The sequence below is a fragment of the Lunatimonas salinarum genome (assembly GCF_017811155.1).
GTDB classification, from domain to species: domain Bacteria; phylum Bacteroidota; class Bacteroidia; order Cytophagales; family Cyclobacteriaceae; genus Lunatimonas; species Lunatimonas salinarum.
The window spans coordinates 56782-79818 of the sequence record NZ_JACVCV010000007.1 but is presented as its reverse complement, the minus strand read 5'-3'; the positions used below and the strand labels follow the sequence as shown (position 1 = coordinate 79818).

Annotated in this window: 23 protein-coding genes; 6 read left to right on the top strand and 17 right to left on the bottom strand. The window is 45.8% G+C overall.

Features of this window, described 5'->3' with window-relative positions:
- Window positions 1-4 precede the first annotated feature (4 nt).
- Window positions 5-1177 (top strand): PQQ-dependent sugar dehydrogenase, encoded by a 1173-nt coding sequence (locus IAQ59_RS10170; protein WP_245189534.1) that lies wholly within the window; start codon window positions 5-7, stop codon window positions 1175-1177.
- A gap of 17 nt (window positions 1178-1194) precedes the next feature.
- Here IAQ59_RS10170 and IAQ59_RS10165 read toward each other — a convergent pair whose 3' ends face one another.
- The 4 genes from IAQ59_RS10165 to IAQ59_RS10150 form a co-directional block, all read right to left on the bottom strand.
- Window positions 1195-1596, bottom strand: coding sequence for a group III truncated hemoglobin (locus IAQ59_RS10165; RefSeq protein WP_209330697.1), 402 nt, complete (start codon window positions 1594-1596; stop codon window positions 1195-1197).
- The gene (locus IAQ59_RS10160) at window positions 1586-2842 is read right to left on the bottom strand and encodes an alkaline phosphatase family protein (RefSeq protein WP_209330696.1); all 1257 of its coding nucleotides are present in this window, start codon (window positions 2840-2842) and stop codon (window positions 1586-1588) included. The genes IAQ59_RS10165 and IAQ59_RS10160 overlap by 11 nt, the downstream gene beginning before the upstream one ends.
- A gap of 71 nt (window positions 2843-2913) precedes the next feature.
- Window positions 2914-3792, bottom strand: a complete 879-nt coding sequence (locus IAQ59_RS10155; protein ID WP_342450694.1) for an aldose 1-epimerase family protein — start codon at window positions 3790-3792, stop codon at window positions 2914-2916.
- 64 nt (window positions 3793-3856) lie between these two features.
- Window positions 3857-5584 (bottom strand): SulP family inorganic anion transporter, encoded by a 1728-nt coding sequence (locus IAQ59_RS10150; RefSeq protein ID WP_209330694.1) that lies wholly within the window; start codon window positions 5582-5584, stop codon window positions 3857-3859.
- A 308-nt stretch (window positions 5585-5892) separates the two neighbouring features.
- On the opposite strand from IAQ59_RS10150, the gene IAQ59_RS10145 reads away from it, so the two are divergent.
- The 4 genes from IAQ59_RS10145 (at window position 5893) to IAQ59_RS10130 (ending at window position 9643) form a co-directional block, all read left to right on the top strand.
- Window positions 5893-6258 (top strand): ATP-binding cassette domain-containing protein, encoded by a 366-nt coding sequence (locus tag IAQ59_RS10145; RefSeq protein WP_209330855.1) that lies wholly within the window; start codon window positions 5893-5895, stop codon window positions 6256-6258.
- Window positions 6259-6629: 371 nt separating this feature from the next.
- Entirely contained in the window at window positions 6630-8123 is a 1494-nt protein-coding gene (locus tag IAQ59_RS10140; RefSeq protein ID WP_209330693.1) for a GH1 family beta-glucosidase, read from the top strand.
- A gap of 46 nt (window positions 8124-8169) precedes the next feature.
- Window positions 8170-9165 (top strand): alpha/beta hydrolase, encoded by a 996-nt coding sequence (locus IAQ59_RS10135; protein ID WP_209330692.1) that lies wholly within the window; start codon window positions 8170-8172, stop codon window positions 9163-9165.
- 109 nt (window positions 9166-9274) lie between these two features.
- Window positions 9275-9643 carry a DUF2237 family protein gene (locus tag IAQ59_RS10130; RefSeq protein ID WP_209330691.1) on the top strand — a complete coding sequence of 123 codons (369 nt, stop codon included), beginning with the start codon at window positions 9275-9277 and terminating at the stop codon, window positions 9641-9643.
- Between the two features lie 453 nt (window positions 9644-10096).
- Here the strand turns inward: IAQ59_RS10130 and hemL are convergent, their stop codons facing one another.
- The 11 genes from hemL to IAQ59_RS10075 form a co-directional block, all read right to left on the bottom strand.
- Window positions 10097-11386, bottom strand: coding sequence for a glutamate-1-semialdehyde 2,1-aminomutase (gene hemL / locus IAQ59_RS10125; RefSeq protein WP_209330690.1), 1290 nt, complete (start codon window positions 11384-11386; stop codon window positions 10097-10099).
- A 7-nt stretch (window positions 11387-11393) separates the two neighbouring features.
- Window positions 11394-13046 (bottom strand): ABC transporter substrate-binding protein, encoded by a 1653-nt coding sequence (locus tag IAQ59_RS10120; protein WP_209330689.1) that lies wholly within the window; start codon window positions 13044-13046, stop codon window positions 11394-11396.
- Between the two features lie 127 nt (window positions 13047-13173).
- Window positions 13174-14703 carry a glutamine-hydrolyzing GMP synthase gene (gene guaA, locus IAQ59_RS10115; protein ID WP_209330688.1) on the bottom strand — a complete coding sequence of 510 codons (1530 nt, stop codon included), beginning with the start codon at window positions 14701-14703 and terminating at the stop codon, window positions 13174-13176.
- 104 nt (window positions 14704-14807) lie between these two features.
- Window positions 14808-15812, bottom strand: a complete 1005-nt coding sequence (locus tag IAQ59_RS10110; protein WP_209330687.1) for a ligase-associated DNA damage response exonuclease — start codon at window positions 15810-15812, stop codon at window positions 14808-14810.
- Window positions 15809-16441 (bottom strand): flavin reductase family protein, encoded by a 633-nt coding sequence (locus IAQ59_RS10105; RefSeq protein WP_209330686.1) that lies wholly within the window; start codon window positions 16439-16441, stop codon window positions 15809-15811. The genes IAQ59_RS10110 and IAQ59_RS10105 overlap by 4 nt, the downstream gene beginning before the upstream one ends.
- Window positions 16441-16884 (bottom strand): hypothetical protein, encoded by a 444-nt coding sequence (locus tag IAQ59_RS10100; RefSeq protein WP_209330685.1) that lies wholly within the window; start codon window positions 16882-16884, stop codon window positions 16441-16443. The genes IAQ59_RS10105 and IAQ59_RS10100 overlap by 1 nt, the downstream gene beginning before the upstream one ends.
- A 4-nt stretch (window positions 16885-16888) precedes the next feature.
- The gene (locus IAQ59_RS10095; protein ID WP_209330684.1) at window positions 16889-17104 is read right to left on the bottom strand and encodes a hypothetical protein; all 216 of its coding nucleotides are present in this window, start codon (window positions 17102-17104) and stop codon (window positions 16889-16891) included.
- A complete protein-coding gene (locus tag IAQ59_RS10090; RefSeq protein ID WP_209330683.1) occupies window positions 17104-17367 on the bottom strand; it encodes a hypothetical protein in 264 nt (87 codons plus the stop codon). The genes IAQ59_RS10095 and IAQ59_RS10090 overlap by 1 nt, the downstream gene beginning before the upstream one ends.
- Before the next feature lie 84 nt (window positions 17368-17451).
- Window positions 17452-18132, bottom strand: a complete 681-nt coding sequence (locus IAQ59_RS10085) for an SDR family NAD(P)-dependent oxidoreductase (RefSeq protein WP_209330682.1) — start codon at window positions 18130-18132, stop codon at window positions 17452-17454.
- 152 nt (window positions 18133-18284) lie between these two features.
- Window positions 18285-18986, bottom strand: a complete 702-nt coding sequence (folE, locus tag IAQ59_RS10080) for a GTP cyclohydrolase I FolE (RefSeq protein WP_209330681.1) — start codon at window positions 18984-18986, stop codon at window positions 18285-18287.
- On the bottom strand, window positions 18946-19356 hold the full coding sequence (locus tag IAQ59_RS10075) for a 6-pyruvoyl trahydropterin synthase family protein (RefSeq protein ID WP_209330680.1): 411 nt from the start codon (window positions 19354-19356) through the stop codon (window positions 18946-18948). The genes folE and IAQ59_RS10075 overlap by 41 nt, the downstream gene beginning before the upstream one ends.
- A gap of 265 nt (window positions 19357-19621) precedes the next feature.
- Between IAQ59_RS10075 and IAQ59_RS10070 the strand changes: the two genes are divergently transcribed.
- Window positions 19622-20329, top strand: coding sequence for a murein L,D-transpeptidase catalytic domain family protein (locus tag IAQ59_RS10070; RefSeq protein ID WP_209330679.1), 708 nt, complete (start codon window positions 19622-19624; stop codon window positions 20327-20329).
- 109 nt (window positions 20330-20438) lie between these two features.
- Here the strand turns inward: IAQ59_RS10070 and IAQ59_RS10065 are convergent, their stop codons facing one another.
- Complete coding sequence (locus tag IAQ59_RS10065) at window positions 20439-22079, bottom strand: L,D-transpeptidase family protein (protein WP_209330678.1); 1641 nt, start codon at window positions 22077-22079, stop codon at window positions 20439-20441.
- A 68-nt stretch (window positions 22080-22147) separates the two neighbouring features.
- Entirely contained in the window at window positions 22148-22993 is an 846-nt protein-coding gene (gene kdsA / locus IAQ59_RS10060) for a 3-deoxy-8-phosphooctulonate synthase (RefSeq protein ID WP_209330677.1), read from the bottom strand.
- Window positions 22994-23037: the final 44 nt, after the last annotated feature.

Below are 23037 nucleotides of genomic sequence, written 5' to 3'. Positions count from 1 at the left end.
CCCCATGAGACACCTTGCTTTGCTTTTCTTACTGTTTGCTGTGTTACCAAATGCGATTTCCCAACAGGATATACGTAAAGCACAGCCGATCATCGGAGAGGTCCCTCAAAAAGTATCGGACACTTTCATGCCGGTAATCGAGGGCGTGAAGACATCCGTTTGGGTAGAAAACTTGACCATTCCCTGGTCGCTACGCTTTCTCCCGAATGGCGATGCCCTGGTAGCCCAGCGTCCCGGAACCATTGTACGAATACCAGCGGGTACAAATAGCCAGCAAACCTATTTGGAAATAACAGAAGTAACCCACGAAGTGGACGCAGGACTGATGGGGATGGATTTACATCCTGATTTTGAAAAAAATGGATGGATCTATGTGATGTATGCGTACAGAAATGAGCAAAACGAGCTAACCAGTAAAATCGTACGGCTCATACATCGAGGAGATTCGGCGGAAGTGGACCAAATAATCTTTGATAATATCCCGGCATATGCCATTCATCTGGGAGGCAGAATCGCCTTTGGACCAGATGGCATGCTCTATATCGGTACAGGTGACTTGGCTAACCCATATCTAGCGCAGGATTTGACAAGCCTGGCTTCAAAAATCCTTCGAATTACGTCGGAAGGGCGCATACCGTCTGATAACCCATTTCCGAATTCACCGGTATATTCCTATGGACACCGCGTGGTCCAGGGTTTCGCTTGGGATCCACAAACAGGCACGTTTTTCAGTTCAGAACACGGACCATCCGGCGCAGAAGTTGAAGGCGATGTCAGATACCGCGACGAGATCAATTTGGTTCATAAAGGTGGAAATTACGGATGGCCTTTGGTGGTTGGAGCGCCCCAAATAGCCGATTACATAGACCCCATTGCTTCTTGGAATTTGGCAGCTGTGCCACCTGCAGGAATGGTTTTTCATGGCGGAAATCTCTATGTTGCCTCCTTGGGCGGACAAGCGATACTACGACTTGTGCTAGACAGGGAAAATAACTTCCAAGTAAAGAAAATAGAGCGGTGGTATTCCTATGCACCTTCAAGAGGCATCTATGGCCGATTTAGAGACATCACGCTAGGCCCAGATGGGCACTTGTATGCCGTTACTAGTAACACAGACGGCCGCGCACCAGTGCAGTTAAATGACGATAAAATCATTAAAATCGAACTACCCCAGTAATTTAGTACGGAAATCCACTACTTGGTATGCCTACTCTCGATAATCCTGAAAAACAGGATGTGTGCCATCTTTCGGGCGTGCTCTTTGGCGTATATAGCGGTTTCGCCCTCAAAATTTTCATCGATCGTACTGAACCAAAGCTCCAGCCAGTTCCCGAAATGTGCTTGTTCCAATGTGTGATTCACAGCCCGGTCTACCTCTTTATGTACAGGTACTGGATTAAATTTACCAGCACCTGGCCCCGAATTCAGCAGGACCATTTCCCAGAAATCGGTCAGGCGCTCCAAGTGAACTTCCCAATCATCGATGATGGCATTAAAAACAGGTCCTAATCGCTCGTGGTTTCTCACTTTATCATAAAAAGTCCGAACCAGCCTAGACACCTCCGACCTACCTACTATTTGTGTTTTAATTTCCATCTTCATCGCGTAAAATTCCTTGCAATACCTGAAACTCACCTTGGATCCCTCTGGGCGGATCCAAACCCAACAATCGGCAAATTAGTGGATATACATGGATATTTTGAAAAGCGGGGATTTGAAGTCCCGATTTGAATTTGGATCCCCAAGCGTAAAAAACACCATGCATTTCACGAAAATCTGGTAAAAAGCCGTGCTCGCCGAAGCTTTCGGTCGAAAACATCGCTGCCCTGTTCTGGTACCGAACCATATCTGCACCCGTAGCAAGGTAATACCCCAAGTCAGGAATTACCAATAAATCGCCCAACCTTTCCGAATAAGGTGCATTGGAAGCATAAAAACCAGGGTCATCGGGCCTGACCACACGGTAATGAGACCCTCTGGAACGAATCAATTGGGCTGTCGCCTTGGGGTCTGCACCTTCATTGAGGTACACATGGGCCAAAGCCCCATTGTTGGCTACCGTTGCGTCTATCCCCTGCACCAATTCATCCAGAGAAAGAAGATGCTGCTTTGGCACCTCGGCCATTCCGTGATCCGAGACCAACAGTACCTGAATATCCAGCTCCAAGCTTTTCAAGCCCTCCATTAGCGCCCCCAGTTCCCGGTCCAGCTTTTCCAACTTTGGTTTTAACTGGGAATCATTGTGGGGTCCGTATCGGTGGCCTACATCATCCATGTCCGAAAAATACATCGTAATCAGCCTAGGCCTTTCTGGTTCCGGCAACTCCAACCATTCAAAAACCTTTGATATCCTGGAAAGATTGGAAACCTGCGCATCGTAGTTATAAAAGTAGCTGGGCTGTATATCCTGCACCGGTGCTTCTGTGCCAACAAAAAAATAACTGGCGGTCTTCAATCCATGTTGCTCAGCCAGTACCCATAATGGCGTCCCGCCATACCAAAACGAATCCCGCACTGCCTCCCGCTTACTGATGGTGTATGGATAGTCTATTTTTGGGTCAAAGAAAGTATTGTCCACCAGGCCGTGATAGGCTGGCAACATCCCGGTAGCTATGCTGTAATGATTCGGGAATGTTTTGCTGGGAAATACCGGAATTAGCCCATCGGCTGTTACCCCTTCCTCACCAAGACGCACAATGTGTTCCGGTTGGAATCGCTGCGTATAATCATAGCGATATCCGTCCAAGGATATCAATAACACATAGGTGTCCTGACTTTGTGCGGAAACACTTTGTAACACAAGAGCCAAAAACCATACCCAGGAAATAAATCGAACAAGCATAAACAGAAACTAAAAACGATAGACGCTTTTCCCTTCGAAACCAACAACGAAAGAAGTGCCTATGGTTCGGTCTACCAGAAGAACATCCGATACCGGATCAGATGGCTGGTCTTGGGACCCAAAACCTCGATGCCCAATTTTTGAGTAAAATCCCCTTCGTGATCAACGGTATCCGCAATGCCATTCCAAGGTTCCAGGCAAACAAATCCGGCATCGGGTGCTTTGGACCAAATACCAAGCCAACGAAAATCCGCAAACTCCATTCCAAATCCCCTACCGGTCTCTCTATGGCGGATGGACACCTTTGCTGGAGGAAGCACATCCAAAATCAATGCATCATTCAAAAACAGCTCATTCGCTAGCGTAACCCTACCCCCAGACAAAGGCATCCTTCGCTTATTCAGCGATATATATCCGTCTTCCAACGGGTAAAGATGCAATTCGGACAGATTATCGTCATGAAAATCCAGCAGGTAATCCGAAAGCTTTTCTTCATCTACTTGCAGCGGACATTGGAACCCCGGATGGGCGCCGATGGAAAAATACATCTCACTATCCGAAAGATTCCTCACTTTGTAGCTTACTTCAAGTCCCTCTGCCAAGAGCAAATAACTGACCTGAAGTTCAAACAAAAAAGGGTATTTTGAAAAGGATTCCGCATCCGATTGTAGGGAAAAAACAGCGGTGGTCTCCGAGAATGAAACCAGTTCAAACATACGATCTCGGGCAAACCCATGCTGTCCCAACGAATAGCTTTGGCCCTTATAGGTATATTGATTGCCCTTTAGCTTACCCACTATGGGAAACAAAATCGGGGCATGCCTGGCCCAAATCGCCGGGTCAGCCTGCCACACATACTCCTGATTGCCTATTTTATAACTAATCAACTCCGCTCCCTTCAACTGAATGCAAGCGGAACGATCTCCTAAACTCAGCTTAATTTTTTCCACCACTGCCTTTAATTAATATAGGGCAAAAGTACCTATTAATCGGCACTTTTGCCCCATAGTTAGGTCAGTTGGATTGCGTTGCGTAGGGCTGGAAACGCTCCATGATATCCGGAGCAAGGCTCTTTTCTACATATTCCAAAGCGGTCTGATCATCGACAAACATGTGATCCGCTCCAACACATTCTATTAGATTCCAACGATGCAGAACGTCCCTAACCGGACCTTTGGTAGCGGTAATACAAACATCTATGCCCAAAGCCCGCCAACTCAGGATCCATTCCTGTAGTTCATGTGCCCCGGTACTGTCCAAACTAGGAACCGATTCCATGTTTAGAATAACCGTCTTTAAGGTGCGTCGCTTCTTGTCCACCCAACGATCCATCTTATCTTTGATGAATTTTACATTGGCAAAATAAATCGGACCATCCACGCGGACCATGAGTACATCTTCATTGAGCTCCAGATTATCAAAACGCTTGATATTTCTAAATACATTTGTTCCGGGCACCCTGCCCAACTGGGCCATATGGGGCCTCGAAGCCCTATAGACGACCATTACAAGAGAAAGCAACATTCCAGTAATGATTCCGGTTTCTATACCCAACGTCAGCGTCACCAAAAAAGTGGTAATCAACATCGCAAAGTCAGACTTGTCCTTTTTCCAAAGATTGAGAGGCTCCTTGATGTCTATTAGTCCGGAAACTGCCACTAACACGACAGCGGCAAGAATGGCACTGGGAAGGTTATAAAACAGGCCGGTAAAAAACAGTAGAGTAAGTACAATCAAAACTGCGGATATAACCGAAGACATGGTCGTTTTTGCGCCGGACTGATTGTTAACTGCCGTTCGGGAAAAACCTCCAGTAACCGGAAACCCTTTAAAAAAGGACGCCCCGAAATTTGCAATCCCCAAAGCGATCAATTCTTGGTTCGAATCCAGCTGGTAATTTTTATGCTTGGACTGTATGGTCTTGGCGACTGCGAAGCTTTCCGCAAAACCGACCAATGAGATGGTCAGCGCAATCGGCAGTAACGTTCCCCAAACACCAAAATCAAAAGAGGGAAAACTTAAGGTAGGCAGTCCACTTGGCACGTCCCCTACAATCTTAACACCCTGTGTGGAAAGATCAAACCCCCAAACCATCAAAATACCAAAAACAACAGCAATGAGTGGTGTGGGCAACGATGGGTGAATTTTCTTTCCATATTTGATGATCAAAATCCCCGCCACACCAATGGCAAACGTTAGCCAGTGAATATCTTGGATGTTTTGAAAAATAGCGACCAACATCTCCTGTGCATGTTCACTGTTTGGGAGATTGATTCGAAAGAGGTGCTTGATTTGGCTTAGACCAATGATAATGGCCGCTGCGGAAGTGAACCCATTAATCACGGGATGAGAAAGAAAATTCACCACAAAACCGAGCTTTAGAGCCCCCATACCAAATTGGATGAGTCCCACCAGAAAAGCAAGGGTAAGCGCATAAAGGAGGTACTGCTCCGTGGATTCAGGATTAAGGGAGCCGATACCAGCAGCCGTCAATAAAGAAACCATGGCTACAGGACCCACTGCAAGCTGCCGCGAAGTCCCAAAAAGCGCATACAAAAGGAGTGGAATGGTCACTGCATACAACCCGTGTATGGGTTCCAACCCTGCGAGCATCGCATAGGCCATCCCTTGTGGGATCAACATGATCCCAACAGTGATTCCAGCGGACAAATCTCCTTTAAACTGTGTCTTCCTATAATTGGGAAGCCACTCCAGTATTGGCAAGTAATTTTTTATATTCATCGTTTGATTCCGTTAAACCTTAAGCCACCTCTAGCCGGAAGCTAAATTCACTTACAAAAGTCACAAGATGTCACCTTGAAAAAAGTGATAATAGTCACAGGTACCCTTATTATGCGCAAAACATCACCTTTCTCCCAACAGAGCTGACACCTAGGTAACGTATCAAAGGAAGGAGGCTCTTTAAATACTTAAATAACAAGCCTTTCCTCCGGCACAATGGCCTCGTCCTGGTAGCATCATTAACGAAAAATTAAGTAACTTATCAATAATCCTCAGAGCGATAAGGAGAGTGCTGATCCGGTGCTGAGATTTGGAATGAAAAACCCATAAAGGAAAAGGAAACACTGGAACTGCAGCAAAAATCGGACAGTCGCGGTAAAGGCAAAATACGCTTTACAGCCGAAAACGTTAATTTCGCTTACGGGACGCAACCCCTTTGGAAACAGAAGCTCACCATTCAAATCAAAAACGGCGAACGCATTGCCCTAAAGGGCAAAAACGGCGCTGGTAACACAACCCTTTTGAAGTTGATTCTAGGCAAGGTAGAACTACAAGCAAGAACCGTTTTCCGAGGAGACAACAAATCGGTTTATATTGACCAGGATTATGCACCGATTGACAACAAATTGAGTGTATACGAACAGGCAAACATAGAATGCTCGATTCAACTCTGAGAAGAGGACCTTGCCGAAACAGGGCTAGCGGGTATACTAGACTGACACCTCTGATAGCCGGCATCTCCAATTCACAAAAATACCACTGCAGTATTGTACAAGTTTTATCTTTTTGCCATGGAAATTACCATAAAAAACCTTATATTAACAATCGAGTTTTCTTTCAGATACAGGCTGTTGGTCAAATGGTAAGTGAATGGGGGGTACACCCTAACTTGTTTAGGGTGGGATGAAGCGTTATTGAATCCGCTTCTATGGTGTCTTGATCCGAAGGTTTCTGAACGACAAGATTCTCCAAACGGAGGAATCCAACGCAAGGCAACCCAAAAGGTAATCGGGCATTTATGTACATTTTAACCTAACCAAACCGTATGAGATCAGAAAAAAGCAGGAGCCGAAGGAACTTTTTAAAATTGGGCGGCTCGACGGCCTTGGGCTTAGCGGCAGTCTCTTCACTTAGCTGTCAACCTGAAAAATCGCAAACTGAAAACGGCCAAAGTTTACAGCAGCTTAATCCAATCAGGAAATTTCCAGACAATTTTATATGGGGCACCGCAACAGCTGCCTATCAGGTGGAAGGTGCGGTGAATGAAGACGGAAGAGGCGTATCCATCTGGGATACCTACTCCAAAATTCCGGGGAAAATCCTAAATAACGACAATGGCGATATTGCCTGTGACATGTACCATCGGTACAAGGAAGATGTGCTGTTGATGAAATCTATCCATGCTGGTGCCTACCGTTTTTCCATCTCATGGCCACGGGTTTTTCCTAACGGCACCGGAACGGCCAACCCCAAAGGACTTGACTTTTACAACAACTTGATAGACGAATTATTAGCCAATGGCATTACGACCTATGCCACGCTTTATCATTGGGATCTACCACAGGTACTTCAGGATAAATATGGGGGCTGGCAATCCAAAGAAACCTCGAAGGCCTTTGCCGACTATGCAGCGTATATCACGGAGAAAATCAGTGACCGGGTAAAGCACTATTTTACACTCAATGAATTTTATTCCTTTACAGATCTCAGTTATGAAAGAGGTGAATTGGCTCCGGGATTAAAACTGGATCAAAAAAGCGTTGCCCAGGTCAGACATAATGCGGTGTTAGCCCACGGAATGGCCGTACAAGCTATGCGGCAGACAACCCAGTCGCCCATTGAAATCGGAGTCGCCGAAAACATTGTCACCGCAGTGCCAGTCATCGAAACACCGGAAAATATTGAGGCAGCAAAAAAGGCTACCCGTGAACTAAATGCGGGACTTCTGACCGTCATGATGGAAGGAAAGTATACCGAACACTACCTTAAAGGTCTAGGTGTAAATGCACCCGATTTTACAGATGCTGAACTAAAACTTATTGGGAGTCCATTGGACTTCGTGGGCATCAATGTTTACCTAGCAAATAAATACGTGCTTGCGGCAACCAATGCAGACGGTTATGAACTGCTATCTCATGCTAAAAACCATCCTACCATGGCTTCTCCTTGGCATATGGTGAGTCCTGAGAGCATGTACTGGGCGCCTAGGTTCGTCAAGGATTTGTGGGGCACCAATAAAATCTACATTACCGAAAACGGTTGTGGAGCAACCGACACGCTGAGCGATGACGGAAAAATCCTGGACACCGACCGGGTGATGTTCCTGAAAAACTATTTGGCGCAGCTTCACCGAGCCACAAGCGAGGGAATTCCGGTGAAGGGTTATTTTCACTGGAGTTTGATGGACAATTTCGAATGGATATTTGGCTATGGAATCCGCTTTGGACTATTCTATACGGACTATAAAACGCTGGCCCGAACACCCAAACTGAGCGCTGAATACTTCAAGACAATAGCCAAGAACAATATCCTCGTTTGAGGATATGAAACTATTTCAATACACGAACAAACTCACCCTATACGAAATGAAAAAGATTGTAAAGGCTGTATTCCTCTCCCTCCTCGCATTAGGGGCGATCGCTTTTCTTTCATTCAATCTATCCCCCTACCCCTCTGTCTGGATCATTCGGTATGCCTTTAACAAAGAAGCAGTGCGGGTCAATAAGGAATTGGAAAAGCATGTACCAGGTAATATAGAAACCATCAGTAATATCCACTACGATCACAAGGATCCGGTTGCCTTTATGGATGCCTACTTTCATCCGGATTCTGTCAAAGCAAAAGGCAAGCTCCCTGTCATTATATGGACACACGGTGGCGGATTGATTTCAGGTGATAAAAGTCAGGTGAGCAATTATTGCAAACTGCTAGCGGCAGCAGGTTATTTGGTAATCGCCATTGATTACACCATTGCGCCTGAAGCAAAATACCCAACCCCCATACAGCAGTTGAATACAGCATTGGCGTACATTTCATCCAATCCGGATGCACTGCATGCCGACAGCACCTTTTTTGTCCTTGCAGGAGACTCGGGAGGGTCGATGATCTCGGCCGCTGCAGCAAATGTGATCACAAGTCCTTCCTATGCGGAAATGACGAAAATAAAGGCTGGACTCAATCCCCAACAGCTAAAAGGCCTGCTTTTATATTGTGGAATTTATGAAATAGACAACTTAAGGACGGAAGGTGCTTTTGGTTCCTTCCTGAAATCGGTTATGTGGGCCTATTTTGATTCAAAGGATATTTCCAACAATGCCTATGCGAAGACCGCTTCGGTTACAAACTTTCTGACGTCCGCCTTTCCGCCCACGTTTATTTCAGCAGGAAATAATGATCCCTTATTACCACAATCGAAAATACTGGCAGAAAAACTTTCGGCGGTCGACGTGACCACTGAAACCTTGTTTTTTCCCGAAAATCACGAACCGCCCTTGGCTCACGAATATCAGTTTAAACTAGATGATTCCGGTAAACTTGCATTAAGCCGATCAATAAATTTTTTAAACCAACTTGCTCCATAAAAGGCCTGACTAACCCTGTATAATCTAAACAGAAGTGAAATGCGCCGGTAGGTCGGTTTGCGCTGTGATGATCCTCCGTTATCTTTGCGGAATCAGAAAGGAAAAAGATATGGAGACGAATGTTTTTGGAGAACCCCTTATTCCCTGCAGTTTCGACCCACTGACCGGTTATTACAGGAATGGATGCTGCGAAACGGGAGACGACGACCAAGGTACCCATACAATATGTGCGATCGTAACCATGGAATTCTTGCAGTTTAGCCTTGACAGGGGCAACGACCTGATCACCCCACGCCCGGAATACCGATTTCCGGGACTGAAACCGGGAGACAAGTGGTGTTTATGTACAAGCCGTTGGGTTGAAGCCTATCATGCCGGCGTTGCTCCTAAAATCGTGCTGGAGTCCACCCATGAGAAAACTTTGCAGTATGTTTCTTTGGACGAACTCCTACCCTTTGCAGTCAGGACTTCCGGCTAGTTTTTACCATATAAACAGACGAAGTCTCCGCAGGTTGAACCAAGGCTTTCTTTTTCGGGAGTAACCTGAAAGTTAGATACTTGGCTGGCAGAGGAATCGTAGCCGGGAGTTAACCCAAATTAGCGAGCTCCCCGGCTAACGGAAACATTTTGATATACATTCTTCCTCTTTTTGAAAACGAGATGAATTTTTACCGGCACCCCTTTGAGTGAAAATCGGTCATGTAAGCCTATTTGGTTTCAAAGAACCGACCAAACTGGCATGCAGGGCCATTTCGGGTTTAGTCAGTTTTGGATCCCAGTATTTAACGGAACACTAGCTCGTCCATTCTCCTTACCCAGCTACCTTACTGGAGACAAAGCTCGTTTTCACCCATTTCACCCTTGAAATGACGGCTATTTTGAATTCTCGCGTTATCAATGACGACAAGAGGCGGTACTTCCACTTGCTATTTTATACCAACCCCTTTAACACGGTTTCGTTTGCAGTCAAGATTTGATCTACGTGCTCCGACGTTAAAGCCGTCGACAAAAACAAGCTTTCAAACTGGGAAGGGGCGAGGTAAACCCCCTTTTGAAGCATTCCTTGAAAGTACCTACCAAACAAGGTGGTATCACATGTTTTGGCAGACTCAAAATCGACCACGTTTTGCTTCGTAAAAAACAGGGTGTACATACTACCTACGTGGTTAGTCGTATAAGGCAATCCAAGCGATCTTAACGTAGCTTGAATACCAGTAACCAACGTGGTACCAATTGTATCCAATTCCGTATAAACTTCCGGATGACTGTTAAGATGCTCCAACATCGTCAATCCGGCGGCCATGGCTATTGGGTTTCCAGAAAGGGTTCCTGCCTGATAGACGGGACCTTCCGGAGAAACAAATTCCATGATTTCCCTTTTTCCACCGTAGGCACCCACGGGCATTCCACCTCCAATGATCTTTCCTAGAGTACACATATCAGGCTTGACGCCAAATCGCTCCTGTGCCCCTCCTTTGGAAAGTCTAAATCCGGTCATTACTTCGTCAAAAATCAAAACGATACCCTCCTCATCACAAATCTTTCTCAACCCTTCCAGAAATCCGGTATCGGGCAGCACACAGCCCATATTACCTGCTACAGGCTCTAAAATTATCGCTGCCACCTGATCTCTATTTGCTTCGACCAGGCGATAGACGGCTTCCAGGTCATTGTAAGGCGCCAACAGTGTGTCTTTTGCCGTACCTTTTGTCACCCCTGGGGAATCGGGATTGCCCATGGTCATGGCGCCTGATCCTGCAGCTATTAGAAAGGAATCTCCATGTCCGTGGTAATTCCCTTCAAATTTGATAAACTTATCCCTACCCGTGTACCCTCGGGCTACTCGTATGGCAGACATGGTAGCTTCGGTGCCACTATTAACCATTCTAATCTTATCCACACAAGGAACCATTTGGGTGATCAGCTCCGCTATTTGCACTTCCCTTTCTGTAGGCGCTCCAAAGGAAGTTCCATTCTCCATCGCCTTGATGACTGCCTCTCGGATCTTCGGGTGGTTGTGCCCCAAAATCATTGGGCCCCAACTGTTGATCAGCTCAATATAGGAGTTACCATCCTCATCAATGAGATAGGGGCCATCGGCCCTTCTGATAAACAGGGGATTTCCACCTACTGCCTTAAATGCCCTTACGGGTGAATTTACCCCGCCAGGAATAAACTTCTTTGCCTCGTTAAATAGCGCTGTGCTCTTCTTACTTTCCATCCTACATTTATTCAATTACGATCTCACCACCCTCCAACCTCAACATGGGCACGTACGCGTTGTGGGAAGTGCGGGAAAAATCAAAACCAAAGGTGACTTTCCCCGGAATAAATCCACTGGACACAAGGTTCGACTTGAAGTCAAACCCTCGCTGCACATTTAAAATTGAGGTCAGCCAACTCACCATTTCATACCCCAAATAAGCATTCAAGCCTGGATAGGCCTTAAAACTTTCAAAAAAACGGCTTCTAAACTCCTCTGTTTCCGGGGAACTTAAATTAACGGTATTATTTCCAATAAAATGGAAATCCTGTGACTCCATCATTTCATAACTGGCAAAATTAAAATATAGCCAGCTATCCATGACAATGACCGGGATACTTGCACTTTGCGACTCCACCAAGGAAAAGGTAGGCGCTGCAATATTGGGATCATCCGAGAATATCAGCAGCACATCGGCTCCCCCTTGGAATACCCTATCCAAATAATCCCGCATATCCCGACCAGTGACCCGTTGACTATAAACTACCTGAACACCCGAAGAACGGGCAGCCTCTGTAAACCGCCTCTCCAAAAGTTCGTCTCGGTTGGTACCGGCATAGGCCACCGCAACTTTTTTACCCTGAAACCTGGATAGGTATCCGATCAAATTCTTAGCGATAGACTCCGCAGAAGGCCTAAAAAGAAACGCTTCTTCTACTGATTTCAATGATTCTTCTATATTCGAAAGGGGATTGATGAAAGGAATTCCCCACTCAGCGGCTACTTCTCCCATCAACCGTACTTCTTCCGGGTAGATGGGCCCGATAATCACATCGGCTTGCTCAAAGAAAGGATCTTCCAATATCCCTAACAATCTATCTGCATTTCTTTCTGTATCAAAGGTCCTTACCGCTATGGAATGTCCGGCCTGCTTTGCCTCATCTACAGCAAATAGAATCCCGCGATATAGCTCAAATACAAAGTTATTTCCCGGTAGGCTACGTACGCCCGAGCCACCGCTATAATTAAAGGGCAAAACAATCGCTATATCCAGTACCTTATTTTCCTTCCGGCTTCTCGATGCCTCACTATCCTCTTCTTGGTCAGGATGCTTCACTGTACGAAGACGCTGCAAGACTTCATTTTCCTGACTAGAAAGCGATGTCTGTGCCGATAGTTTTTCCCGAAGGGCATATACCAAGCCCAAATTTTCCTCATAAGCGGGAACCTGAAGCATCAATACGCTAGTTGGCACCTCCTTTAGATAAGCGTAAGAGGCACGAAAGGCTTCGCCCTTTATTTGGTTATCAGAAATCTCCGACACTGCGGCTAGTGCATCTGAAAACTTATTCTGGCGAAAATGGCAAAGTGCCATAAGGTACCGGACATTATCGACATCGGAAAACGACCCCAACTCAACCAGGGGAGCCAAGGTAGACTTTGTCAGCTCGTACTGGCCATTTTCAAATGCAGCCCTCGCAAAATGATACCGCGCATAATATGCCAAGCTGCCATAGTCCTCCACGTCCATCACCAGGCGTAATTTCTCCATCGCAGCTTGGTAATCTCCGGACTGAATAAGCAGTCTCCCCTCTTGATACTCATCTGGGAGCTGTTGAGAAAACAACGAAAAGGAAAGGGAAAGCGCTAAGAAAGGACTAATTAAAAAGATCTTCATCGATGACATGGTAATGATTCGTAAGATGATTTAATGTAGTGAACGTCGTGTTGGGTGCTGCGAATTTACGTGATTTTGAAGCAAGAATATAAAAAAAAGCCTGATATCTTCATCAGGCTCTTGGTAATTATTCCCACTCTATGGTCGCCGGTGGCTTGGAACTGATGTCGTATACCACGCGATTGACTCCTTTGACTTTATTGATGATGTCGTTGGAAACTTTCCCTAAGAAATCGTAAGGCAAGTGTACCCAATCAGCGGTCATTCCATCTACAGAAGAGACCGCCCGCAGCGCCACCACCTTTTCATAGGTACGTTCATCGCCCATTACCCCAACAGATTGAATGGGCAGTAAAATAGCTCCTGCCTGCCAAACCTCATCATATAAGCCATGGTCTCGCAGGCCTTGAATAAAAATTGCGTCTACTTCCTGCAGCGTTTGCACTTTATCGGGCGTAATATCTCCTAGGATTCGAATGGCCAATCCTGGCCCTGGGAAAGGATGTCTTCCGATGATGTTTTCCGGAATTTCCAGCGCTCTGCCCACTTCCCGTACCCCATCTTTAAAAAGAGTCTTGAGCGGCTCTACTACCTTCAACTTCATAAAATCCGGAAGACCACCTACATTATGATGACTCTTGATCGTAGCGGAGGGGCCATTTACCGAAACAGACTCGATTACATCCGGGTAAATGGTACCCTGACCCAGCCACTTTACTCCCGCAATCTTCGAAGCCTCCTCATCAAACACCTCTATAAACGTTTTACCAATAGCTTTACGCTTACCTTCAGGGTCAGAAATACCGGCCAGTGCATCGTAAAATTTCTGCTTGGCATCAACCCCGATCACGTTAAGTCCCAGACCGTGGTAGGATTCCAACACCTCCTCAAATTCATCCTTACGGAGCAATCCATTGTCCACAAAAACACAGGTGAGATTCTCTCCGATAGCCCGGTGTATGAGCGTGGCCGCTACGGAAGAATCCACACCGCCCGAAAGCCCCATCACTACCTTGTCTGAACCAATGGTTTCCTTTAACTCGGCGATGGTGATATCGATAAATACATCGGAGGTCCAGTCCTGACTACAGTCACAAATCTGAACCACGAAATTTCTAAGAAGGTTTTTCCCCTCCAAGGAATGGGTTACTTCCGGGTGAAACTGTATTCCATAAGTTTCCTCTCCTTCCACTTTGTATGCAGCAATCCGAACAGAAGGGGTACTGGCGATGATGTCAAAACCTGCGGGCAGCTCCTTGATAGTATCCCCATGGGACATCCATACTTGCGACCCGTGTGTCATCTCCTTAAACAAGGTAGAGTGCATATCTAAGTGACTGAGGTTTGCACGTCCGTATTCTCTGATTTCAGAAGGAGCCACGTTGCCTCCATATTTCTGTGCCATTAGCTGGGCCCCGTAGCAAACGCCGAGTAAGGGCAACTTTCCCCTAAAAATTTCCAAATCCAGATCCGGAGCACCTTCATCCCTAACCGAACACGGACTTCCGGACAGAATGACGCCCTTGATTTCATCGGTAATGGCGGGTATCTTATTGTATGGGTGGATTTCGCAATAAACGTTCAGCTCCCGGACCCTTCTAGCTATTAATTGGGTATACTGAGAGCCGAAATCAAGAATGAGTATCTGTTCTGCCATGCGCAAAGGTAATCAGCCCTTGCCAATTACTAAAAAAAAACGCCAACTTTCCGTTTTGACGTGAATCAACCTTAACCAACGATGGAGGCTAGTCGCCTGATTGGCTATAGATCCAGCGCATCAGTAGCCTCTCCCACAAAATGTGTATTTAATACCGACGCATTTATGCCCCGTTCTCGCAAATACCTGGTGTAGGAATCCGTAAAGCCGTGGGTAAGAAGCACCTCTTCTGCACCGGTCGCAGCAATCGCTTCGTTTAGCTCCGACCAATCGGCGTGATCCGAAAGAACAAATCCCACATCCGCCGCCCTCCTCCTTCTGGCTCCGCGAATATTCATCCATCCAGACCCAATTCCTGTGCGATAAGGCGAAAATTTCTTTAACCAGACGGACCCCATGGCGGAAGGTGGCGCAATTATCATCGCCTTACGGTATTCACTCTTCGGAATGGATTCGGAAACTTTCTCCAATAAAGGAAGATCCAACCCATCGCCATAGAGCGCCTCGTTCGTATTCCAGATGGCGCCGTGTACCCAGGCCGGCCCTATGGAATAATCCAGGTTCCGCATGATCCGCTGTGCCTTGCCCAAAGCATATGCAAATAATACCGAGCAGCGGTCGTTAGCCGCATTCTCTGCCCACCAAGCATTGATTTTGTCAAATACCACGCGCTGATCCTCCCATTGATATATAGGCAACCCGAAAGTGCATTCTGAAACGAAACTATGACAACTTATGGGCTCAAATCCCTCAGACAACCCATCTGCGGCCAACTTATAGTCTCCACTTACCACTTCTACCCTCCCCTTGTATTCCACTCGAATCTGAGAAGACCCTGGGATATGTCCTGCCGGATGGAAGGAAACGTGCACTCCCTGCACCGTGATTCTTTCCCCGTAGCGAACAGTGTCCAAGGAAATATCCTTCCCAAGGCGAAGCTTCATCACTGACTTTGACTGCTCATGAGCAAGGTAATGGGCCATTCCCCAACGAGAATGATCTGCGTGTGCATGTGTGATGACGGCCCGCTTTACTGGCTTCCAAGGGTCTATGTAAAAACCCCCTTGTTCACAAAACAATCCGCTATCCGTACTTTTCAATAATTTCACCCTGTATAATCGGTAACGGCGATACCCGGTTTGGCGTAGTTTAAACGTGCTAAGCGACTTCCGACGTGGTACTCGTCCAAGCCGGATACAGCTACGGATCCCAATTCCGATACGCTAATCAACCCGTCTGACCCAACTGCGTCATCCTTCACAAATACATGCTCCACAGACCCGACTACCAGCTCTGTTCCATTACACTTCAGGGTTTGAACCTCCTCCAATTTACAGGCAATTTTAAGAGGGCTGCGCTTTACAAACGGCGCTGAAAAACCTTCCAAATACTCCTCTTCCAGACCGACTGCCTGAAACTCAGATCCCTCCCAACGCGCACTACTATGGTGAGCTTCACGGTAAAAGGACTCCGTAACGTGATTAAGCGTGAAGTAAGAGGTCCTGAGGATGTTTTCTAACGTATGTCGCACGACAGTATGGGGACGAAATAAGACCCCAATCAACGGAGGACTTGCACCAACGTGTATTATTTGGGAAAATGGCGCCAAGTTGGTAATCCCTGAATTGCTGATTGTACCAATAAGGTGAAGGCATTTATAACCCGTCAAGGTGTTTACAAAATCCCTTCGGAATGATTTTTCCGCTGCTAGAAGGTCTGATTTACTGAAATGTTTCATTAAGATAAAATTGCTTCTTCCACCGAGTCACAATATTTAATATCCAACTTGTCAATGATATTATCGGAGTTATTTTCTATAATCTGCAATTTGGCAATCATAACCATCTTTTCGAACCATTTTTCCGAGGGAAGAATTTTACGGTGTACCTTTAAACCATAGCTATACATCTCCTTCTTCCAGACGAGAAAATACCACTCCATGCTCGGTTGATGAAACGCACGTAGCGCTCTTTTGTCAAAAATAAACTTGCTAAACCTCCCATTCTTGACAAGGCTAGAAATCTTTTCAAAGGTATGCTTAAAGTCTTCGATCGGAACATAGTCCGTCAACAACTCACAAATGATTATTCCGTCATCGTCATTGGTCAACACCTTGGCGTATCTTTCTTCAAACGCCAGGTCGAAGTTTTCCACTACTGACTTATTTAACGTTCCTTTCATGTGTCTATAATTGTTTTTCAGCGGTCACAACTTGTCCCGGTTTATCGGGATGGAATCCCAGTCTGCCGGCAGGCAGGTCGTACGTAGCATCGTATTGCCAGAGTGTGTAGGCTACGTCATGCCTGCCTGTCTGGTAGGCAGGCTCTATTTTATCAGGATTATACGGTTTTGGACTCGGTAAAGATACAGGCAAACTCAAATAATGACTTGGATGATCCATCAGTGAAAAGTGCTTTTTGGGTTCTTACGATGCTTTTCTACTTCTTCTCGCAACTTATCTAGATCTACCTCCAACCGGGTAGCATAGTCGATAGTCGTCTTCATAAGCTCCTGCTGGGCAAAAATCTGCTCTTTAAGTCTACACAACTCGCGGTTCATTTCCACAAGCTTTTCCTCGTACGCTTTACGTAATTTCTCCTTTTCCAACTGAGCCTTTTTAAGCTCAGCCCTGAATATCAAATATGCTTCTGGGGGAGTTCTCATACTCTAAATTTCATTAAATGAACCACGATTGCTGAGGTTCATCTCCATAATTCCAAACGAATAAGTGGGGAGGCCGTGCACACCCTATCGAATAGCTGACATACCACCATCTACTTTCAATACTTGCCCTGTGACCCAACCTGCCTGTTCAGAAAGAAGGTAAAATGCCGCATTTGCAGAATCAGAAGCCTTTCCATATCTTCCCAATGGATGACGCTTAGCCGCTGCTTCCTGCTTCTCGGGAGTGCCAAGCAATTGTCCCGCAAGAGGTGTATCGGTCAGTGAGGGGGCGACAGCATTTACCCGAATACCGCTCGAAGCCCACTCCGCCGCCAAGGAACGTACCAATCCCTCCACCGCCCCTTTCGCACTGGCGATAGATGCGTGAAACCCCAAACCTGTTTGTACGGCAACTGTGCTGAATAGTACTACAGAGGCACCCTTTGCCTGCTTTAAATTTCTAAGACAGGCATGCAGTACCTTCACAGCACCTAGGAAGTTGATTTCGTAATCCTTTAAAAAATCTTCTGTTCCAAGTCGATGGAATGGCTTTAACGTAATGCTCCCGGGACAATAGACAAGACCATGTATCAAGTCGGGCAAATTTTTTAATTCCAATTCAGCAGCTGTCACATCCAGTTTACTGGATCCTGGTTCATTTCTGGAATAAACGAATACGTTTGCCTCCGCTTCCCTCAACAAAGCAGCCAAACTTCCACCGATACCACTATTTCCTCCAATTATTATAAAGTTTTTACCTTTCATCGTAGATCTTAGCTGTCTTAATTATTAATAATTCTAGCACCAAATTGTTTAAAAATCAAACATAAAAAAACCGAAGATGTACTTCGGTTTTTAGATCAAATTTACCGTCACACGCATTTATTAACGGATGGTCTACAGCCACTTGAATGAAATTATTTCTCCAGTGAAAGGTATTTGAGAAATTCTTCCCGGCGCTTTTCTTCCTGTTTAAAAACTCCACTATAAAAGGAAGTAATTGTAGAGCTATTTACGTCTTTCACTCCTCTGGAGGAAACACACATGTGATAGGCATCCAAAACCACAGCAACATCCTCTGTACCCAAGGCTTCCCTGAGCTCGTTTCCAATCTGTACCGTTAAGCGCTCTTGAACCTGAGGCCGTTTGGCAAAGTATTGAACGATTCGGTTTATCTTGGAAAGACCAATAACCTTACCATTTGAAACATACGCAACGTGCGCCTTTCCATAAATTGGAACAAAATGATGCTCGCAATGGGAGTAGAAGGTGATATCCTTTTCCACCAACATTTCACTGTAATTATACTTATTCTCGAACAGCTTGGCAACCGGCTTATTTTTGGGATTAAGCCCACTGAAAACCTCCTGAACAAACATCTTTGCTACCCGTTTAGGGGTTCCTTTCAGACTATCATCTGTCAGATCCAAGCCAAGTATATGCATAATTTCTTTGAAATGCTTTTCTATGAGCTCCATCTTCAGTTCATCATCCATTTCGAAGGCGTCTTCCCGAAGCGGCGTCTCGTGCGACGTAGCAGCATGGGATTCCCCCAACTCCTCGATAGCATTCACCAGATCAATTTCCTTTGTATTCAACAAAATTTCTTTCTGTCTCATATAGTCGAATCGTTAACTCAAATTTTGTGTCAATTTTTTCCCTTAAAATATTCCAAATAACCACAGCAATGTTTTCCGCAGTCGGGTTAAGTTGTTTGAATTCATCGGTGTCTAAATTTAAATTTTTATGATCAAACCTTTCCATAACGTTTGTCTTTATCAGGTCCTTTAGTAATTTCATATCATATACATACCCGGTTCCCGGATCAATAGGTCCGGTCAACTGAACTATGAGGTCATAATTGTGACCATGGTAGTTAGGTAAATTGCATTTACCAAAAACCTCTTTATTCACAGAGTCAGGCCAGGACGGGTTATGAAGTCTATGGGCTGCGTTAAAATGTTCTTTTCTAAATATGGAAGCTGTCATGCGTCTATGGAACAGTATTTGTGATTTTTTTGTTTTAAAAACTATTAACTATCGTTTAACAGAAATAATCAATGAGTTGTAGTTCAATAGATTAGAACTTGGTTGAAATTGTGAGCCACTGCCCGCTTTAAACTAACTGCAAAATAGTACACATAACCATGATCGAAGTACAACTAGTTCCCTATTATTATATTTCTGAAATGAGAATACCATTACTACAAAACTGCCAAATTGTTTTACAATTAGAAAACAAAACCAGTAACACATGATCTTAGTAAATTCCTACATCTGGCCGGTATTTTGGCTTCTTAATTTTGGCTCTTTATCTAATCATGCAAAAACCCCTATCAAAGTAACTGACCCTGCGCCTACCTCATACGAACTGCTCATGGCTAATGCGGGTACCAATATGCCATCGGAAGAGGTTTTTGAGCTGGCCATGCGGGGTTGGCGTAAACTTAAAGACACCCTATCCGCCGACCTGCTAACCATTATTGATTTTTCGCTTCCCTCTACCGAAAAGCGCCTATGGATTATCGACCCGGTACAGGGAAAGCTATTGCTTCATAGTGTGGTGGCACATGGCAGAAATTCGGGAGATTTACTGGCAGAGCGCTTTTCCAACCGACCAGAATCCTACCAAAGCAGCCTGGGATTTTACCGAACGGCCGAAACCTATCAGGGAAAACACGGCTATTCGCTTCGCTTAGATGGTCTCGAAGTAGGGTTTAACGATCAAGCCAGGAATAGAGCCATCGTAATCCACGGCGCAGGCTATGCCGACGAAGCCTTTTCCCAATCTGTTGGTAGACTAGGCAGGAGTCTGGGATGCCCTGCACTGCCCACCGATATAACGGATAAAGCCATAGATCTTATCAAGGGCGGATCCCTCCTTTTCATCTATGGGAACGATGCTGATTACCTGAGTACTTCTGCGTTGGTGGGGCAATCTCTGTTGTCAGCCGGAACCTAAGCCGTACGTAAGGGTCCTATTCAGTAGGTGTAGTACAATCTGTAACAGTTAAAGACTAAACTAGGATGCCTTTCGGGTAATCGGTGTTCGGTATTCTTGGTCTGCCATGCTATTTACCCGTCTTAAATGCAAGGGACGGATTAAGCGCCTTGTACAGGGCTTCATCCCGATCATATAAATCATGCCTGATCTTTGCATTTCCAAGGCTATCAGTCCAGAAAGTCAAATAAAGAATAACAACAGGAATTTGGCGTCTGAGCATCACGGTTTGCTCCTTTCCGCCAAACATGCTGGAGCGAATTCTGTCATCTGACCAAAAGGGCTGGTCGGATAATAGAAGTCGGGCCAGCTCAAAGGGCTTTTCAATTCGGATACATCCTGAGCTGAGCGCTCGATCATCCCGTCCAAACAAATCCCTCGACGGTGTATCATGGATATAGACATTATGGGTATTCGGAAACATGAATTTCACCCATCCCAGTGAATTAGTCGGTCCGGGATCCTGCCTTATGAGATAGGGAAAACTATTGGAAGTCACCTTACGCCAATCTATAGAATACGGATCTACTTCTTTGCCACCGTAGGTAAGTATACGCATCTTTTTGCTTTTCAAATAGCCAACGTTCTTTTTTACCGCCGGCAACACGTCATTTCGGAGAATCGTGGGAGGAACGGTCCAGGTAGGGCTGAATACCAGGTAGGTCATCGGTGCATTGAAAACCGGGGTTTTCCGATACGCTTTGCCCACGATCGCCTTGCTATGGAGCAACGTGTCTTTTTCCTTTATGTAGTCCATGGAAAAATTGGCGATATTTACCAATATCACTTCGCTCACCACGGTGTCCGGAAGCCACCGCAATCGCTCCATATTCACAGAGGCTTGCTTTATCAGATCCTCCGGACGCTTATTCAACGCACGCAACGTAGCATTGCCGAGAACTCCATCCGGGTTTAATCCCAGTTGCCGCTGGTATTTCTCTACGCGCTTTACTAGTAACGAATCATACCGGTGCGGATCATTCGTTGGTTCCGAACTGATCCCTTCCCAGAAATCCAATCGTTCCCGAACTTGGGCAATAATGCGGTGTTCTTCATAAGGTTTTATGGATTTGACCACCGTTAGTTGGTCCCACGAATTGGGTGTGTATTTGGCCTTCTCATAAAACTCCATCATACTGATGCGCATGCGCTTGTACATCGGAAATCCTGGATAAAGTGCCTCGATACTTTTTCTCACGTCACACCCCTCTAACGCTCGCTTTAGCATCGCCAACACTTCCTTTTTAGGCTCTTTCCTTTTCAACTCCCAACCATAGTCACCGTGATCCGGATCAACTTTGCCTAGGTATAGGTGCGAACCAAGTTCCAAGAAAGCATCCGACAGGGTTACATCCAACTGGGCCAGTTCCATGTCAGAGACCGAAAAATTTTCTTTCGCTGCGAGCTCTATCAATTCAAATAACCTGTTAATGGAAGCCAAATGGTATTCCTCCGGAATAAGCCCGTCAAACCGGCTTTGCTGAATAAGATACCTTATTTCATAGGCATTGCAGGTCAATCGTCCTTCGGAAACCCACGCTTCTCGGAAATCCCGTCCAGAATAAAATTCAAGTGCTTGGCTTGGATTGAGCAACTGCACATTACCGGAAAGGACTTCTTGGCTTCCTTCAAACAAATGCCTTATTTCAAAAGAAACACCCGAATCAATACCGGAAGTCTGTGCGTTTACAAAAGAAAATAAAACAAACATTGTCACGATAGTCTGTCCAAAAAAAAACCTACGCAAACTGCTCAATCTGGCCATTTTACACTATGTTCTTATAACTGAAAATCTTCAAAATCTCTTCCAAGCTCCCAAGCGCGCTTTAACATACCGAGAAAAGCCTCCATCCGATGTAATGGGATAAGATTGGGTCCGTCACTTAGTGCCTTTTTAGGATCTGGGTGAGTTTCGATGAAAAACCCGTCCACTCCGGCCGCAGCCGCAGCCCTGGCTAAGTAAGGCGCAAACTGCCTTTCACCGCCACTACTCCCACGCTGTCCCCCGGGCTGTTGCACGCTGTGAGTCACATCAAATACGACGGGGGCAAATTGCCGCATAACCGGCAGAGCCCGCATATCCACCACCAGGTTATGATACCCAAGCGTAAACCCCCGCTCAGTCAAACAAACCTGGTCATTTCCGGCAGCTCTTACTTTGTTTACAGCATATTGCATGTCTTCTGGAGCCATAAACTGTCCCCTTTTTATCTTTACCGCCTTCCCGGTACTAGCGGCAGCGAGAAGCAGGTCTGTCTGTCGGCAAAGGTAGGCCGGTATCTGAAGTACATCCACGACCGAAGCCACGGGAGCCGCCTGATAGCTTTCGTGAATATCCGTCACCAGTGGAATATCGAGCTTCCCTCCTACATCCGACAATATCGCTAATGCCCTTTCCATCCCGATACTCCGAAAAGAAGTCGCTGAGGTTCTATTGGCCTTATCAAAGGAAGCCTTAAAAACGTACAGAAATCCATGACGATCGGCCAGCTCCTTCACCGTTTGGGCGATTTCCATGCATATTTCCAGGCTTTCAATTGCACAGGGACCAGCAAACAATACCGGCTTGTCTGCCCCCAACACAATCCCCTCCCGAATTGTCATGGTAAAGCCACTTTTATTCATTTTCCCATCGTTTTTCATATGATCTTTCTGTTGTCCCTTTCAAA

Excerpts from the sequence above, each read along its gene's own strand:
- IAQ59_RS10170 (WP_245189534.1), top strand. The coding sequence starts at position 5 with ATGAGACACCTTGCTTTGCTTTTCTTACTGTTTGCTGTGTTACCAAAT.
- IAQ59_RS10165 (WP_209330697.1), bottom strand. The coding sequence starts at position 1,596 with ATGGAAATTAAAACACAAATAGTAGGTAGGTCGGAGGTGTCTAGGCTG.
- IAQ59_RS10160 (WP_209330696.1), bottom strand. The coding sequence starts at position 2,842 with ATGCTTGTTCGATTTATTTCCTGGGTATGGTTTTTGGCTCTTGTGTTA.
- IAQ59_RS10150 (WP_209330694.1), bottom strand. The coding sequence starts at position 5,584 with ATGAATATAAAAAATTACTTGCCAATACTGGAGTGGCTTCCCAATTAT.
- IAQ59_RS10140 (WP_209330693.1), top strand. The coding sequence starts at position 6,630 with ATGAGATCAGAAAAAAGCAGGAGCCGAAGGAACTTTTTAAAATTGGGC.
- IAQ59_RS10135 (WP_209330692.1), top strand. The coding sequence starts at position 8,170 with ATGAAAAAGATTGTAAAGGCTGTATTCCTCTCCCTCCTCGCATTAGGG.
- IAQ59_RS10130 (WP_209330691.1), top strand. The coding sequence starts at position 9,275 with ATGGAGACGAATGTTTTTGGAGAACCCCTTATTCCCTGCAGTTTCGAC.
- hemL (WP_209330690.1), bottom strand. The coding sequence starts at position 11,386 with ATGGAAAGTAAGAAGAGCACAGCGCTATTTAACGAGGCAAAGAAGTTT.
- IAQ59_RS10120 (WP_209330689.1), bottom strand. The coding sequence starts at position 13,046 with ATGAAGATCTTTTTAATTAGTCCTTTCTTAGCGCTTTCCCTTTCCTTT.
- guaA (WP_209330688.1), bottom strand. The coding sequence starts at position 14,703 with ATGGCAGAACAGATACTCATTCTTGATTTCGGCTCTCAGTATACCCAA.
- IAQ59_RS10105 (WP_209330686.1), bottom strand. The coding sequence starts at position 16,441 with ATGAAACATTTCAGTAAATCAGACCTTCTAGCAGCGGAAAAATCATTC.
- IAQ59_RS10100 (WP_209330685.1), bottom strand. The coding sequence starts at position 16,884 with ATGAAAGGAACGTTAAATAAGTCAGTAGTGGAAAACTTCGACCTGGCG.
- IAQ59_RS10095 (WP_209330684.1), bottom strand. The coding sequence starts at position 17,104 with ATGGATCATCCAAGTCATTATTTGAGTTTGCCTGTATCTTTACCGAGT.
- IAQ59_RS10090 (WP_209330683.1), bottom strand. The coding sequence starts at position 17,367 with ATGAGAACTCCCCCAGAAGCATATTTGATATTCAGGGCTGAGCTTAAA.
- IAQ59_RS10085 (WP_209330682.1), bottom strand. The coding sequence starts at position 18,132 with ATGAAAGGTAAAAACTTTATAATAATTGGAGGAAATAGTGGTATCGGT.
- folE (WP_209330681.1), bottom strand. The coding sequence starts at position 18,986 with ATGAGACAGAAAGAAATTTTGTTGAATACAAAGGAAATTGATCTGGTG.
- IAQ59_RS10075 (WP_209330680.1), bottom strand. The coding sequence starts at position 19,356 with ATGACAGCTTCCATATTTAGAAAAGAACATTTTAACGCAGCCCATAGA.
- IAQ59_RS10070 (WP_209330679.1), top strand. The coding sequence starts at position 19,622 with ATGATCTTAGTAAATTCCTACATCTGGCCGGTATTTTGGCTTCTTAAT.
- IAQ59_RS10065 (WP_209330678.1), bottom strand. The coding sequence starts at position 22,079 with ATGTTTGTTTTATTTTCTTTTGTAAACGCACAGACTTCCGGTATTGAT.
- kdsA (WP_209330677.1), bottom strand. The coding sequence starts at position 22,993 with ATGAATAAAAGTGGCTTTACCATGACAATTCGGGAGGGGATTGTGTTG.